Origin of the sequence: Acidovorax sp. 93, from assembly GCF_003633835.1 — a bacterium.
GTDB classification, from domain to species: domain Bacteria; phylum Pseudomonadota; class Gammaproteobacteria; order Burkholderiales; family Burkholderiaceae_C; genus Acidovorax; species Acidovorax facilis.
In genome coordinates this window covers 1,377,856-1,391,571 of sequence record NZ_RBIT01000001.1, presented here as the reverse complement: position 1 = coordinate 1,391,571, position 13,716 = coordinate 1,377,856, and the positions used below count along the sequence as shown (strand labels likewise).

14 protein-coding genes are annotated in these 13,716 nt (G+C 65.2%); 9 read left to right on the top strand and 5 right to left on the bottom strand.

The features are described from left to right. The first annotated feature begins 2 nt into the window (after window positions 1-2). The 4 genes from C8C93_RS06300 (at window position 3) to C8C93_RS06285 (ending at window position 3,545) form a co-directional block, all read left to right on the top strand. Window positions 3-680, top strand: coding sequence for a hypothetical protein (locus C8C93_RS06300; protein ID WP_121506284.1), 678 nt, complete (start codon window positions 3-5; stop codon window positions 678-680). A gap of 122 nt (window positions 681-802) precedes the next feature. Beyond that, on the top strand, window positions 803-2,647 hold the full coding sequence (locus C8C93_RS06295) for an ABC transporter ATP-binding protein (protein ID WP_055397816.1): 1,845 nt from the start codon (window positions 803-805) through the stop codon (window positions 2,645-2,647). 114 nt (window positions 2,648-2,761) lie between these two features. Continuing rightward, complete coding sequence (locus C8C93_RS06290; protein WP_121506283.1) at window positions 2,762-3,094, top strand: EthD family reductase; 333 nt, start codon at window positions 2,762-2,764, stop codon at window positions 3,092-3,094. A 163-nt stretch (window positions 3,095-3,257) separates the two neighbouring features. Continuing rightward, window positions 3,258-3,545, top strand: a complete 288-nt coding sequence (locus C8C93_RS06285; RefSeq protein WP_233559245.1) for a helix-turn-helix transcriptional regulator — start codon at window positions 3,258-3,260, stop codon at window positions 3,543-3,545. A 67-nt stretch (window positions 3,546-3,612) separates the two neighbouring features. Here C8C93_RS06285 and C8C93_RS06280 read toward each other — a convergent pair whose 3' ends face one another. After that, complete coding sequence (locus C8C93_RS06280) at window positions 3,613-4,611, bottom strand: tripartite tricarboxylate transporter substrate binding protein (protein ID WP_121506281.1); 999 nt, start codon at window positions 4,609-4,611, stop codon at window positions 3,613-3,615. A gap of 102 nt (window positions 4,612-4,713) precedes the next feature. Beyond that, complete coding sequence (locus C8C93_RS06275) at window positions 4,714-5,811, bottom strand: beta-propeller fold lactonase family protein (protein WP_121506280.1); 1,098 nt, start codon at window positions 5,809-5,811, stop codon at window positions 4,714-4,716. Between the two features lie 378 nt (window positions 5,812-6,189). Between C8C93_RS06275 and C8C93_RS06270 the strand changes: the two genes are divergently transcribed. The 4 genes from C8C93_RS06270 to C8C93_RS06255 all read left to right on the top strand — a co-directional run bounded on the left by C8C93_RS06270 (window position 6,190) and on the right by C8C93_RS06255 (window position 9,930). Beyond that, window positions 6,190-7,161, top strand: a complete 972-nt coding sequence (locus C8C93_RS06270; RefSeq protein ID WP_121506279.1) for a tripartite tricarboxylate transporter substrate binding protein — start codon at window positions 6,190-6,192, stop codon at window positions 7,159-7,161. A 199-nt stretch (window positions 7,162-7,360) separates the two neighbouring features. Further along, window positions 7,361-8,272, top strand: a complete 912-nt coding sequence (gene kdgD / locus C8C93_RS06265) for a 5-dehydro-4-deoxyglucarate dehydratase (RefSeq protein WP_121506278.1) — start codon at window positions 7,361-7,363, stop codon at window positions 8,270-8,272. Window positions 8,273-8,414: 142 nt separating this feature from the next. After that, window positions 8,415-8,888 carry a nuclear transport factor 2 family protein gene (locus C8C93_RS06260; RefSeq protein ID WP_121506277.1) on the top strand — a complete coding sequence of 158 codons (474 nt, stop codon included), beginning with the start codon at window positions 8,415-8,417 and terminating at the stop codon, window positions 8,886-8,888. A gap of 76 nt (window positions 8,889-8,964) precedes the next feature. Continuing rightward, complete coding sequence (locus tag C8C93_RS06255) at window positions 8,965-9,930, top strand: 2-hydroxyacid dehydrogenase (RefSeq protein WP_121508667.1); 966 nt, start codon at window positions 8,965-8,967, stop codon at window positions 9,928-9,930. A gap of 65 nt (window positions 9,931-9,995) precedes the next feature. On the opposite strand, the gene C8C93_RS06250 is transcribed toward C8C93_RS06255, so the two are convergent. Further along, window positions 9,996-11,297, bottom strand: a complete 1,302-nt coding sequence (locus tag C8C93_RS06250) for a M20/M25/M40 family metallo-hydrolase (protein ID WP_121506276.1) — start codon at window positions 11,295-11,297, stop codon at window positions 9,996-9,998. A 110-nt stretch (window positions 11,298-11,407) separates the two neighbouring features. Further along, window positions 11,408-12,274 (bottom strand): LysR family transcriptional regulator, encoded by an 867-nt coding sequence (locus C8C93_RS06245; protein WP_121506275.1) that lies wholly within the window; start codon window positions 12,272-12,274, stop codon window positions 11,408-11,410. A 97-nt stretch (window positions 12,275-12,371) separates the two neighbouring features. Between C8C93_RS06245 and C8C93_RS06240 the strand changes: the two genes are divergently transcribed. Then, window positions 12,372-12,803 (top strand): nuclear transport factor 2 family protein, encoded by a 432-nt coding sequence (locus C8C93_RS06240; protein WP_121506274.1) that lies wholly within the window; start codon window positions 12,372-12,374, stop codon window positions 12,801-12,803. On the opposite strand, the gene C8C93_RS06235 is transcribed toward C8C93_RS06240, so the two are convergent. After that, on the bottom strand, window positions 12,781-13,707 hold the full coding sequence (locus C8C93_RS06235) for a LysR family transcriptional regulator (protein ID WP_121506273.1): 927 nt from the start codon (window positions 13,705-13,707) through the stop codon (window positions 12,781-12,783). The genes C8C93_RS06240 and C8C93_RS06235 overlap by 23 nt on opposite strands. Window positions 13,708-13,716: the final 9 nt, after the last annotated feature.

Here is a 13,716-nt window from a genome sequence, read left to right as displayed (position 1 = left end):
TGATGAAACGCATTGCCTGGATCTCTTGTGCGGCCCTGGCCGTGTGCCTGCTCACCGCAGGCGCGGCCAGCTGGTGGGCGCAGCACCGCGTTGACAGTGCCCTGGCACAGACGGCACAACTGCAGCGCCAAGTGACCGAACTCAACAATGCGCTGCTGGGCTATACCCGCTACACCAGCTACCTCACCGCAGGCAAACAGACGCTGGCCGAGCAGATGAAGCTGCTCGCCGCCACCGTGGTCCGCGAAGAAGGAGCCACGCAGATCATCGAAAAATCGGTGCTGGGCATCGCATCCACCGGTGTAGTAGCCATCACCTACACCGCCGAATACGCCTTCGGCTTTGACCTGCGCCCCGAAAGCTACGAGCTGCACGCCACCAACGGCGGCATCGAGGTGCACATCCACCGCCCCACGCTGGTGGCCGCACCAGCCGTTACCAACCTGCAGCACCGCATCCTCTCGGGCGGGCTGCTGACCGACAACAAGGGCGCTGTCATCAAGCTGAGTCAGGAGGCCGCCAAACGCGCTCGCCAGCAGGGCGAGGCCATGGCGTCCGATCCGGCCGTGCTGGCGCTGTGCGAAAAAAGCCTGACCGAGTTTCTGTACGGCTTTCTGACCAAACAGCCCGGCGTGAAGCAGGTGCCACGCATCCGCGTGGTCTACAAACCGTCGGCGTAGGGGCCTGCTCCTACCCCAATTCCCCACCCATGGGGCTGACCCTCATGGTCCTGAGTGCATTGCGGCCGGGCGCCACAGAGCGGTACCACCGCACGTACCATGGTGGACAAGGAGTTCTGACTTTGTTCCGTTTTTTCGAAAGCCGCCTTCCCCCCTATCCCCCCGCCGAACCTCACCTGCCCCCCAAAGACTTCATGGCCTTTGTGTGGGATGGCACCCGTGGCCTGCGTGGCTATGTAGCAGCCATGGCAGGCCTGTCTGCGGCCATTGCCATCTATGAAGCGCTGCTGTTTGCGGTGCTCGGCCATGTGGTGGACTGGATCTCCAGCACGGCCCCGGGTGCGCTGTGGGCCGAGCGCAAAGGAGAGTTGATTGGCATCACCGCCCTGCTCCTGGCCTCGGTGCTGCTGGTGGCCGTGCAGACCAGCATCAAGCACCAGGTGCTGGCCATCAACTTCCCACTGCGCTTGCGCTGGAACTTTCACCGGCTGATGCTGGGCCAGAGCATGGCGTTCTACGCGGACGAGTTTGCGGGCCGCATCACCACCAAGATCATGCAGACGGCCCTTGCCGTGCGCGACATGATCTTCACGACCACCGACGTGGTGATCGGCATGGGCATCTACCTTGTCACCATCCTCGTGTTGCTGGCCGGGTTCGACGCGCGGCTGCTGGCGCCTTTTGCCGCTTGGATGGTGGCCTATGGCCTGGCATGCTGGTACTTTGTGCCGCGCCTGGGCAAAGTGGGCAAGGCGCAGGCCGATGCGCGCTCTGTGATGACCGGGCGCATCACCGACGCGTACACCAACATCGCCACCGTCAAGCTGTTCTCGCACACGCGGCGCGAGTCTGAATTTGCGCGTGCCGCCATGGACGCGTTCAAGCTCACGGGCTATGCCCAGATGCGCCTGGTGAGCCGGTTCGAGATCGTGAACCACATCCTGGTGGTCGCCATGATCCTCAGCGCCTGCGGCACCGCGCTGTGGCTGTGGTCGGCGGGCGAAGTCGGTGCAGGTGCCGTGGCCGCCGTCACCGCCATGACCCTGCGCGTGTCCGGCCACGCCCACTGGGTGATGTGGGAGATGACCACCCTGTTCGAGAGCGTGGGCACCATCCAGGATGGCATCAACACGCTGACCAAACCCCGCACCGTGGTGGACGCGCCCGACGCTAAACCACTCGTTGTGACGCAGGGCGAAGTGCATTTTGAGGACATGACCTTTGCCTACGGCAGCGGCCCCGGGGCCCGCCCGGTCATCGACCGGCTCAACCTGACCATCCGCCCCGGCGAGAAAATCGGCCTGATTGGCCGCTCGGGCGCGGGCAAGTCCACGCTGGTCAACCTGCTGCTGCGCTTTCATGACGTGCAGTCGGGCCGCATCCTGATCGACGGGCAGGACATCGCCCATGTCACGCAGGACAGCCTGCGCCGCAACATCGGCATGGTCACGCAAGACACCTCGCTGCTGCACCGCTCCATGCGCGACAACATCCTGTACGGCCGCCCCGACGCCAGCGAGGCCGACCTGCACCAGGCGGCCGAGCGCGCCGAGGCGGCGGATTTCATCGCCACGCTCACCGACCTGCAGGGGCGCACAGGCTATGAGGCCCATGTGGGCGAGCGCGGCGTCAAACTCTCGGGCGGCCAGCGCCAGCGCGTGGCCATTGCACGCGTGATGCTCAAGGACGCGCCCATCCTGCTGCTGGACGAAGCCACCAGCGCGCTCGACTCCGAGGTCGAAGCCGCCATTCAGCAAAGCCTGGACGGGCTGATGCAAGGCAAGACGGTAATCGCCATTGCCCACCGCCTGTCCACCATTGCCGCCATGGACCGCCTCATCGTGATGGACGCAGGCCGCATCGTCGAAGAAGGCACCCACGCCCAGCTGCTGGGCCAGGGCGGCGTGTACGCCCGGCTGTGGGGGCACCAGAGCGGCGGGTTCCTGGGCGAATCGGAAGAAGACTGAGTCGGCGAGGACGGATACGAGCCACATGGGCGACACGCTGTCGCGCACGCGGCTGTGCGGCGGGTGTGTTGTCCCTACGGTGGCGGGTTTCAACCACTGGATGGAATCGCACCAATGATCAAAGTCACCGCCGTTTACCGCTGGCGTGAAGACGCCACCTTCAACCACGACTACTACCACTCCGAGCACATGCGCATTGCCCGCGCGGCACTACAGCCACTGGGCCTGCTGCGGCTGGAGAGCGACCGCGTGCTCTACCCTGGCGAGCCTCGCCCGGGCCAGGTGGTGGCGCTCACCAACGCGTTCTTCAGCGACCTGAAGCAGGCGCAGACGGCCGCCAAGCAGACGGCAGCGGCGCTGATGGCCGATGTGCCCAACTACACCAACATCGAGCCCGAGTCGTACCTAGCGCAGCTGAACGAACATAACTTGACCACGGCAGAGTAGCCACCGCAGCGTGTTGCCGATGGTTGAATTTCAATCAGATTGGCCTCTAGCGCTTATCCATAAAGCGTCATAAGCTACATAAAATATAGCGAACCTGCAGATCCTCAGCCCCATTCAGCCCGCCATGACCCCTGAAGCGCCTTTGCCACCTACCCCGCTGCACATGCCCGCTCCCACCGGCGACCAACTCAAGGCCGCGCGTGTTGCCGCTGGCCTGAGTCAGGCGCAGGCAGCGGAGCTGATGGGCTACCCGCTACAAACGGGCAGCCGGGGCGGCGTGCAGTCGCGCACGTGGCAGGCGCTGGAGAGCACCACCGACGAGCGCAACATGCAGGGGCCGGTGTTTGCGATGTTTTTGCTGCTCACGGGGCAACACCAGGATTGGGTACTCGCCCCGCGCAAACTCGCGGGCACCGGCACAGCAGCCGACGCACAGCCTGCGCAGCGATAAAAAAAGCGGAACGGCCCGAAGGCGGTTCCGCCAAGTCTTCACGGGGAGATAAGGGTTACCGGGTGGCTCAGTCCACCTTGATATTGGCGGCCTTGATAACCTGAGCCCACTTCTCGACTTCGGCCTTCTGGAACGCAGCAATCTGGGCCACGGTCATGTCGGCGGGCTCCATGCCAAAGCCCTTCAGGCGGGTTTGCATGTCCGGCTGGGCCAGGATCTTGCGGATCTCGTCGTGCAGGCGCGTGACCACCGGCGTGGGCGTGCCAGCCGGCACAAAGATGGCCTGCCAGGACTGCACCTGGAAGTCCTTGAGTTCTGCCACGCCGGACTCGGCCACGGTGGGCACGTCGGGCATGGAGGCCAGGCGCTGGGGTGAGGTGACGGCAATGGCGCGCAGTTTGCCGCTCTGGATGTGCGGCGCGGCCACCACCGTGGTGTCAAACATCATGTCCACCTGGCCGCTGATCACATCCTGGATGGCCGGGCCACTGCCTTTGTAGGGGATGTGGGTGAACTTCACGCCCGACTTGTAGGCCAGCAACTCCACGGCCAAATGCTGCGAGCTGCCTGTGCCGGCCGAGGCCGACGACAGGCCGCCTTGCTTGCCTTTCGCCCCCGCCAGCACGTCCTTGAGGGTTTTGTAAGGGCTGTTGGCCGCCACCACCAGCACGACCGGGTTGGTGCCGATCAGCGTGACGGGGCTGAAGGACTTGATGGGATCGTAGCCCAGCTTGGGGTAGAGGCTCACGTTGATGGCGTGCGAGCTGACGGTGCCGCCCAGCAGGGTGTAGCCATCCGGCGCAGAGCGCGCAGCAGCTTCAGAGCCGATGCTGCCCGCCGCGCCGCCCTTGTTCTCCACCACCACCGTGGTGCCCAGGGCTGTACCCAGTTGCTGGCCAATCAGCCGCGCCAGCGTGTCGGTGGTGCCGCCTGCGGCAAACGGCACCATGTAGGTGATGGGTTTGCCAGTGGGCCAGGTGCCCTGGGCTGTGGCGGGCAGGCTGACAAGGGTGCTGAAGGCTGCGGCCGCCAGGGCGGCGGTGTGGATGAGAGTTCTGCGTTGCATGGTGGTGTCTCCTGGGTGTTTTGTGGATGGTGAACGGAACGGCGATAGAAAAACGGAGCGCAAAAAAGCCGGTGCGGCTGGCGCGTGCAATGCAATGGACGCTCAGGGCAGATCGACGATCTCGACCCAATTGGGGTTCTTGCCCACCGGCACCCGCGTGGGCGTGCCGGGGATGCCGGTGGCGGGGTCGATGGGGTGTAGCGCCAGGTGGTGCGACTCCTGCCCTGCCGCGATCAGAAAGCGGCCTGAAGAATCCACCGCAAAACCGCGCGGTGATTTCTCGGTGGGCACCTGGCCCAGCGGCTGGAGCTGGCCGGTGGCGGCATCCACGCGGAAGCTGCTGAGCGTGCTGGAGGTGCGCTCGGACGCATACAGCGTGCGGCCGTCGGGCGACAGGTGAATGTCGGCGGCCCAGGGCTTGCCTTTAAAGCCTGCGGGCAGTGCTGTGGTGTGCTGCACCGGGCGCAGCGTGCCGCGCTCCTTGTCGTAAGCCATCACATGTACGGCGGCATCCAGCTCGTTCAGCACATACATGGTGCGCTGGGCGGTATCCCACACAAAGTGGCGCGGGCCGGATTTTTCGGGAGCAACCTGCGTGAGCGCGGGTTCATGGGCGGTGAGCCTGCCGCTCTCGGCATCAAAACGCCAGGCCGAAAGGTTGTCGCCCCCCAGGCTGGTGGCAAACACATGGCGGTTGGCCGCATCGGCGTGGATGGCGTGCGCGTGGGGCGCCGTGGGGATGAGCTGCTGCACCGCACCCACCGCCCCATCCTTGCCAATGCTGTTGACCGTGATCTTGTGGCCGGGGTACGAGGCCGCAAACAGCCAGCGCCCCGTGGCATCGGTGTCGATGTTGGCCATGCTGTCGGCCAGCGGGGCCTCGCCCAGCTTGCGCAGCTTGCCGCTGGTGGGGTCGATGGCCAGGCTCACCACTCGGAATGGCTGCGAGCGCAACGCCACGTACAGCACCTTCTTGTCCGGGCTCACGGCCATCGGCATGGCGGTGCCGCCCAGCGGCACGGTGTCTACCGGCTTGAGCGTGGCATTGCTGCGGTCCAGTTCCAGCACCGAGACATCCTGGCTGTCCGCGTTGGCGACATACACCCAGGTTGCCGCCCAGGCGCCTGGGGTGGACAGGGCGGCAACGGCTGCCAGTGCCAGTTGTGCCACCCGGGTGCGTATGCGTGGTGTAGAGGTCATTGCCGTCTCCCGAAGGGGTCTGCGCGGTAGCAGGGCCTGGACCGCGGGTTGTGTGGGTGGATGGTCATCTGCCGGGCTGTGTGCTGAGGCACCCAGCTGTTGGCGGAGCGGTTGGGTTTTGTCATACGTTATATGTTGTCGTACAACAAGATCAGCATTGTCACCACAAGCCTGTCTTACACACGCAGGGATTACCCGAATTTCGACGAACAATCTGCAAGGATTCCCCACCTGCCTAGCAGAGGAGGAATGCGGTCAGGAAAGAGCTAGTGAAAACCCTCAATCCGCCCCAAGACCACCCAAAATTCTCACGGCATGTATTGCCATTTTGCAATCTTAGTTGTACGATGACTAACAACATCACTCAGGAGACATTCCATGACCCTGCGCCGTAGAGCCGCCCTTCTCGCCTGCATCGCCACCCTGGCAGCGGCCTCCGCCACCGCACAAAGCGCTGACTGGCCTGCAAAAACCCTGCGCATCGTGGTGCCCTACCCGCCCGGCGGCAGCTCGGACATCATTGCCCGTTCCATCAGCCAGGCGATGTCCGAGGCGCTCAAGCAGTCGGTCATCGTGGAGAACAAACCCGGCGCCAACGGCAACCTGGGCGCCGACTTTGTGGCCAAAGCCGAGCCCGATGGCTACACCATGCTGCTGTGCGACGTGGGCGCGCTGGCCATCAGCCCTTCGGTCTATACCAAGCTGTCGTTCGACCCCTCCAAGGACCTGCGTGGCGTGACCATGCTGGCCTACTCGCCCCACCTGCTGGTGGTGCATCCCTCGGTGCCGGTCAGCAACCTCAAGGAGCTGGTGGCGTACTCGAAGAAGAACGACCTGAACTTCGCCGTCACCGCCACCGGCAGCGCCCCCCATGTCGCTGGTGTGGCACTGGAACGCGCCGCCGGTGCGCGCTGGCAATACATCCCCTACAAGGGCGGCGTCACCGCCATCCAGGACACCGTGGCCGGGCAGACGCAGATCCTGATGAACGGCATGCTCGCCACCCTGCCCCACGTGCAAAACGGCAAGCTCAAGGTGCTGGGCGTCTCCAAGGCCACGCGCATGCCGCTGATCGGCGACGTGCCCACCATTGCAGAGCAGGGCGTGCCCGGTTTCGAATCCGGCACATGGCAAGGCATTCTGGTGCCGCGTGGCACGCCGGAAGCCGTCGTGCAGAAGCTCAACAAGGCGCTGATCACCGCCATTCGCGCGCCCGAGATCCGTTCGCGCCTGGCCGGCCAGGGCGCCGAGGTGGTCACCATGACCCCTGCCGAACAAGACCAGTTCTTCGCCAAGGAGCGCGCCCGCTGGGCCACCGTGGTGAAGGCCGCCAACATCAAGCTCGACTAAGAAGGTGTCAGCGAACCTCTCATGCCCGCTCATCCCGCCAAAACACGCCCACTCGTCGTTGCAAATGCTCGCCATAGCCCGCGCTATGGCTGCGCTTTGCGCCTAGACCGGCCGCGTTTTGGCAGTCTGCTCGGACATGCAGTATTCACTCACACCTCCTCCCTCGCCTTCCCATTTCCAACTACCGCCCCGCACTGACATGACTCCCCAAGAACTCAAAACCATCATGGGCTCCGGCCTGCTGTCGTTCCCGATCACGGACTTTGACGAGCAGGGCGAATTCCGCCCCAAGACCTATATCGAGCGCCTGGAATGGCTGGCCCCCTACGGCGCCAGCGCGCTGTTTGCCGCCGGTGGCACGGGCGAGTATTTCTCGCTCTCGGGCCCCGAGTACGGCCAGGTCATCAAGACCGCAGTGGATACCTGCCGTGGCAAGGTGCCCATCATTGCCGGTGCCGGTGGCCCCACCCGCACGGCCATTGCCCATGCGCAAGAGGCCGAGCGCCTGGGTGCGCACGGCATCCTGCTCTTGCCCCACTACCTGACCGAAGCTGGACAGGAAGGCCTGATCGCCCATGTGGAGCAGGTCTGCAAGAGCGTGAAGTTCGGCGTGATCGTCTACAACCGCGACCGCACCAAACTCACGGCCGAGTCGCTGGCCATCCTGGCCGACCGCTGCCCGAACCTGGTGGGCTTCAAGGACGGCGTGGGCAACATCGAGGTGATGTCCTCCATCTACATGAAGATGGGCGATCGCTTTTCGTACCTTGGCGGTCTGCCCACGGCCGAGGTGTATGCGGCGGCCTACAAGGCGCTGGGCACACCGGTGTATTCGTCGGCGGTGTTCAACTTCATCCCCCGCACGGCGATGGAGTTCTACAAGGCCGTGGCCAGTGACGACACGGCCACCCAGCACCGCTTGCTCAAATCCTTCTTCATGCCCTACCTGGCCATCCGCAACCGCGTGGAAGGCTATGGCGTCTCCATCATCAAGGCAGGTGCCCGCATCGTGGGCCACGACGGCGGGCCAGTGCGCGCGCCGCTGACGGACTTGAAGCCCAGCGAGATGGAAGAGCTCAAGGCGCTGATCGACAAGCTCGGCCCGCAGTAAGCACGGCCTGACAGATGCCTCCAAGGGCCTGGTTCTCCAGGCCCTTTTTTCAGCGATTCCACACACCACGCGCCTGGCCGTGCACGGGCGTGTGGTGCCAACGCGGCACGCCAACACACAACACCATCAGGAGACAGACAACATGCTCAAGACCCTCATCCTCGCCGCAGCGAGCGCCCTGGCCCTTGTCACGCTGAGCGGCTGCGCCAGCCACGCGACCACCGCCGCAGCGCCCCCTGCACCGGCCGCTTCCGAGCAGGCCGTGGCCGCCGCTGCCGAACGCCTGCGCCTGGCCATGATCGACCCCACGCCCGCTGCACTGACCGCCCTCGTCGCCGACGACCTGAGCTACGGCCATTCAGGCGGCCGCGTGGACACCAAGGACAGCTTCATCGGCGACCTGATCGCTGGCAAGTCCGACTTCGTGACCATCGCCATCACCGACCAGACCATCAAGGTGGTGGGCAACACCGCCATCGTGCGCCACACCCTCACGGCCGACACCAACGACTCGGGCAAGCCCGGCAAGGTGCAGATCAAGATCCTGGGCGTGTGGCAACAGCAAGGGGGCCAGTGGAAGCTGCTGGCGCGCCAGGCCGTGCGCGTCGCGGCATGATGTAGACACATCGGGGCGGCTGTGTGCCGCCGTATGCCGCCCCTTGCATTTTTTGGCACTGTTGCCCCACGAAACCATGACCACGACTCCCCCTCGCATCCTGCAAATCGGCCGCCTGCCCCTTCCCGCACTTGAAGTCGAACTGGCTGCCCGTTACAGCGTCGCCTGCCTGGCCGACCAGCCCGATCCGGCGGCTTTTCTGGCGTCGCACGGTGCAGAGTTCACGGGGGTGGTGACCACCGCAGCCATCGGCCTCAAGGGCGAAGTCATTGCGGCATTGCCCAACCTTCACGTCATCAGCAGTTTTGGCGTGGGTTTTGATGCGCTGGACATCGATGCAGCCAAGGCCCGTGGTGTGCAGGTGGGCTACACACCCGGCGTGCTCAACGACTGTGTGGCCGACATGGCGTTCGCGCTGATGCTGGATGTGTCACGCCACGTGGCCGCCAGCGACCGTTTTGTGCGCCGTGGTGAATGGCCGAAGGCCAGATACGCACTGGGCACCCGAGTGTCCGGCAAGCGGCTGGGCATCGTGGGCATGGGCCGCATCGGGCAGGCCGTGGCCGAGCGTGCGAGCGGGTTTCGCATGGAGGTGGGGTACCACAACCGCCGCCCGGCGCAGGAATGCGCACTGCCCTACTTCGAGTCGGTGACCGCGCTGGCGCAATGGGCCGACTACCTCGTGCTCACCGTTGCAGGCGGCGCTGCAACGCGCCACCTCGTCAACCGCGATGTGCTGGAGGCCTTGGGCCCCAACGGATTTCTCATCAATGTGGCGCGTGGCACTGTGGTGGACGAGGCGGCACTGATCGATGCGCTGACCGAGCGCCGCATTGCCGGCGCCGGGCTGGACGTGTTTGAGAACGAACCCAGCGTGCCCGCCGCGCTGATGGCGCTGGACAACGTGGTGCTGACCCCGCACACCGCCAGCGCCACCCACGAAACCCGCCTCGCCATGGCAGACTTGGTGCTGGAGAACTTGGAAACCTTCTTTGCAACCGGCACCGTGCGCACGCCGGTGCCGGGCACGCCGGGCGCTTGAGCCCGCCACGGCGCCCTGTGTAACGCAGCTGCCCTCACAGGGAGGGTGTGGGGCAGTTCAGCGCGTCACTTCACGCGGTCGCGCGAGATGTCCATGATCATGCGCGTGGCCAGGTACAGGCGCGGCACGATGGTGTTGATCTGCACGTACTCCGCATCGTTGGAGTGCGCGCCGTAGCCCGACAGGCCCATGCCCTCCACCACCGCGCCCTTGGTCTTGAGCGCCGCAAACGCTGCGTCGGTGCCGCCGCCGGTGGCTTTTTCCACCACATTGAGCGACATGCCCAGCTCCTGGTAGATGACCTTGCCGTAACCCGCCACGCGGCGGGATGCGTCGCTGGCCTCCAGCGGCGGGCGGCGCACTTCAAACTTCACATCCACCTTGGATGCGGGCAGCAGCTTGCTCTTGACCTTCTCTTGCAGGCCTTTCTCCAGCCCGTCAAAGTCCGCCACACGCAGCGCGCGCGCATCGGCCTGGGCCGTGGCTTCGGCCGGAATCACGTTGCGGTTGGTGCCTGCCTTGGACACCGTCCAGTTCAGCTTGAGGCCCTCGTCGGTCTTGGACAAATCCTTCATTTGCAGCAGCTGGTGCGACAGCTCATACAGCGCGTTCACGCCATCCTCGGGCTTGGCCCCGGCGTGCGACGCCTTGCCCTGCACCGTGAGGTAGGCCGCCCCGATGCCGCTAGTGGCCAGACGCAGCGTGCCGTCGGTGCCGCCACCTTCGAAGGAGAACACCACATCTTGTTCAGCCGCCACACGGGTGATGGTGCTGCGCCAGCCGGGCGAGCTGATTTCCTCGTCGCCGTTGATCAGCACGGTGAGCGTGCCGTAGTCCTTGAAGTTGAGCTTTTGCAGCAAGGCCACGGTGTGGATGATGAGCGCGATGCCCTGCTTGTCGTCCGAAATGCCCAGGCCATAGGCCTTGTCGCCATCGATGCGGAACGGCTGGCCTTTGAGCATGCCTTTCAGGTACACCGTGTCCATGTGCGCGATGAGCATGATCTTCTTGCTGCCCGTGCCCTTGAACACGGCCTGCACAGCAGGGCCCACCTTCTCGGGGGTGTCGTCGAGGCGGTAGATGTCGCTGGTTTGCAGCACGTCCACCGTGCCGCCCAGTTGCTTGAGCTGGCTGGCAATGCGCTCGGCGATCTGGTTCAGGCCTTCGATGTCCTTGCTGCCGGACTCGATGTGCACCAGGTCACGCAGGGTGTCGAGCAGCGGCTGCTGCTCCTTCTGGGCCAGCGCATGGACATCAGCCACCGGCGCAGCGTGGGCCACGGCGGCGGCAAACGCCAGCGCCAGCGAGGCCATCAGGGGGCGGACAAACGAAGGGGCTGAGTGTGGGCGGCGCTGCGGATGGTGCATGGTGCAAAGGCTCGGTGAAGGGATGAGGAAAGCGATTATGGAGTCTTGCAACACCAATTTCAAACACTGATCCTCCTTGCAATGTTTCGGTCAACGCCTGCGTGCCAGACTCAGCCCGCAGGCGCAAACACCTCGAGACCCAGCCGTGACTTGTGGCCCCGGGGTTCGAACAGCCACATGCCATACAGCGGCAGAGATTCCGCCAGCCGCAGGGGCGCCACCAGCGTGGACGCACCGCCCAGCAACGCAGGGTGCGGCACAACAGCCAGCAGGTCGGACTGCGCCACCAGGTGCAACAGGCTGGCAAAGTCGGGGCAGCGCACGGACATCTTGGGCGCGGGCATGCGGCGCACACGGTGCGCTTCCGTCAACACATCCACCGGCCCGCTAACGCTGGGCCCCACACAGGCCCATGCAGCGCCCTGCAGTTGCACCAGCGACGGGGCCCGGGCCAATGGGTGGCCTTTGCGCGCATAGACCTGGGGATGCAACTCGTACAGGGGCCGCTCCACCACGTCGGGGTGCACAAAGTTGCGCGGCTTGGGGGCGATGACCGCATCAAAGCGCCGCTGCAGCAGGCCTTCCAGCAGGCTGCCTTCATCGGCTGTCGCCATCTCCAGGGAGCGCCGGGCGTTGGGCAGGCACCAGCTGGCATACAGCAGCGGCCCACAGACCAGCGCCGCTGAAGACGTGAGCCCCACCCGCAGCCGATGCTGGTCTGCCGCAGTCACCGAAGCGCGGGGCAGCGCCTCCACCCCTTGTGCCAGGGGCAGGGCCTGCACAGCCACGGCCCGGGCCAGGTCGGTGGGCACATGGCGGCGCCCCTCCCGCACCAGCAAGGGCTGCGCGAAGTGGGCTTGCAGTGCTTTCATGCCATGGCTGATCGCAGGCTGCGACACGCCGCAGGCCTTGGCCGCCAAGGCGAACGAGCCCTGTTCGATGACCGCGTGGAGGTATTGCAGGTAGCGCAGATACATAAACACCTTTTATGTATAAGCCACCATTGTCTCTTGTCGTGCGGCGCGGAGTTGGCGACGCTACGCACTCCACTCCACGCCCTTTGCATCGCCACGTATGAGCCACACCCCCATCGACACTGTCCGCACCTACCTTGCCCACCTGCACGCCAGCCACACCGACGGGCTGATTGCCTGCTTTGAAGACGATGGCGTGGTGCATTCGCCCTTTCTGGGCACCATGCGCGCGAGCGACTTTTTCCAAAAGCTCGCCCAGGCTTCCAGCGGCAGCGTGATCACCGTGCTGGATCTGTTCGTCTCCGCGCAACCAGACAACGGCGGCGCCGTGCGGGTCGCCGCCTATTTCCGCTATGACTGGACTTTGAACGATGGGCGCGAGGTGACGTTCACCTGCGTGGATGTGTTCGCGTTCGACGCGGGCAGCACCCTCATCCGCGACATGAACATCGTCTACGACACCCACCCGCTGCGCGAAGAAGTGGGCGACAAGTACGCGCCCGATCCGGTCACAACAGCTCCACGCCCTTGAGCGTCACGAAACTGGTCTCGCGCGTCACCTGCACAAAATCCTGCAGGTACGGCTTGCCCGACAGGCTGGGCAGGCAGGCGGCGTGCAGCTCGCCGCGCAGGCCGTTGCTTCCGATGGGCCGCGCCGTCACATAGCCCCGGTCCAGATAACTCTGCACCGCCCACAGCGGCAGCGCCGCCACGCCGCGCCCGCTGGCCACCAGTTGCAGCATGGCCACCGTCAGCTCGGTGGTGCGGCGCGGGGGGCGCACGCCGGCGGGCTCCAGCACCTGGCGGATCAGGTCCAGCATTTCGTCGGGCACGGGGTAAGTGATGATGGTCTGGTCGGCGAAGTCCTGCGCCACCAGATGCGGCTTGGCCACCAGCGGGTGCGTGTTGGCCAGCAGCGCGCGGATCTCGAAACCAAAGAGCGCGTGATAGTCCACGCCCGCCTCGTCGGCATCCACCTCGGACACGATCGCCACATCGGCCCGGCCCTGGTGCAGCAGGCCCACGGGGTCGGCATGAAAGCCGCTCACGATGTCCAGCTCCACCTCAGGCCAGCGGGTGCGAAACGCATCCATGGCGGGCATCAGCCAGTCAAAACAGGTGTGGCACTCCACCGCAATGCGCATCTGCCCGCCCTGCCCCAGCACCAGGCGGGCAATATCGCGCTCGGCCCCTTCCACCTGCGGCAGCATGGCATCGGCCAGCGCCAGCAGGCGTTCGCCCACGGCGGTGAACTGCGGCGGCACCGATTTGCGCTCGAACAGCGGCTGGCCGTAGCGGTCTTCCAGCAGCTTGACCTGGTGCGACAGCGCCGACTGCGTGAGGTTGAGCAGCTGCGCGGCCCGCACCAGGCTGCCGCTGTCACGCAAGGCCACCAGCGTGCGCAGATGGCGCACTTCCAGAATCGACTGGTTCATTATTAATTT

Excerpts from the sequence above, each read along its gene's own strand:
- C8C93_RS06300 (WP_121506284.1), top strand. The coding sequence starts at position 3 with ATGAAACGCATTGCCTGGATCTCTTGTGCGGCCCTGGCCGTGTGCCTG.
- C8C93_RS06290 (WP_121506283.1), top strand. The coding sequence starts at position 2,762 with ATGATCAAAGTCACCGCCGTTTACCGCTGGCGTGAAGACGCCACCTTC.
- C8C93_RS06285 (WP_233559245.1), top strand. The coding sequence starts at position 3,258 with ATGCCCGCTCCCACCGGCGACCAACTCAAGGCCGCGCGTGTTGCCGCT.
- C8C93_RS06280 (WP_121506281.1), bottom strand. The coding sequence starts at position 4,611 with ATGCAACGCAGAACTCTCATCCACACCGCCGCCCTGGCGGCCGCAGCC.
- C8C93_RS06275 (WP_121506280.1), bottom strand. The coding sequence starts at position 5,811 with ATGACCTCTACACCACGCATACGCACCCGGGTGGCACAACTGGCACTG.
- C8C93_RS06270 (WP_121506279.1), top strand. The coding sequence starts at position 6,190 with ATGACCCTGCGCCGTAGAGCCGCCCTTCTCGCCTGCATCGCCACCCTG.
- kdgD (WP_121506278.1), top strand. The coding sequence starts at position 7,361 with ATGACTCCCCAAGAACTCAAAACCATCATGGGCTCCGGCCTGCTGTCG.
- C8C93_RS06260 (WP_121506277.1), top strand. The coding sequence starts at position 8,415 with ATGCTCAAGACCCTCATCCTCGCCGCAGCGAGCGCCCTGGCCCTTGTC.
- C8C93_RS06255 (WP_121508667.1), top strand. The coding sequence starts at position 8,965 with ATGACCACGACTCCCCCTCGCATCCTGCAAATCGGCCGCCTGCCCCTT.
- C8C93_RS06250 (WP_121506276.1), bottom strand. The coding sequence starts at position 11,297 with ATGCACCATCCGCAGCGCCGCCCACACTCAGCCCCTTCGTTTGTCCGC.
- C8C93_RS06245 (WP_121506275.1), bottom strand. The coding sequence starts at position 12,274 with ATGTATCTGCGCTACCTGCAATACCTCCACGCGGTCATCGAACAGGGC.
- C8C93_RS06240 (WP_121506274.1), top strand. The coding sequence starts at position 12,372 with ATGAGCCACACCCCCATCGACACTGTCCGCACCTACCTTGCCCACCTG.
- C8C93_RS06235 (WP_121506273.1), bottom strand. The coding sequence starts at position 13,707 with ATGAACCAGTCGATTCTGGAAGTGCGCCATCTGCGCACGCTGGTGGCC.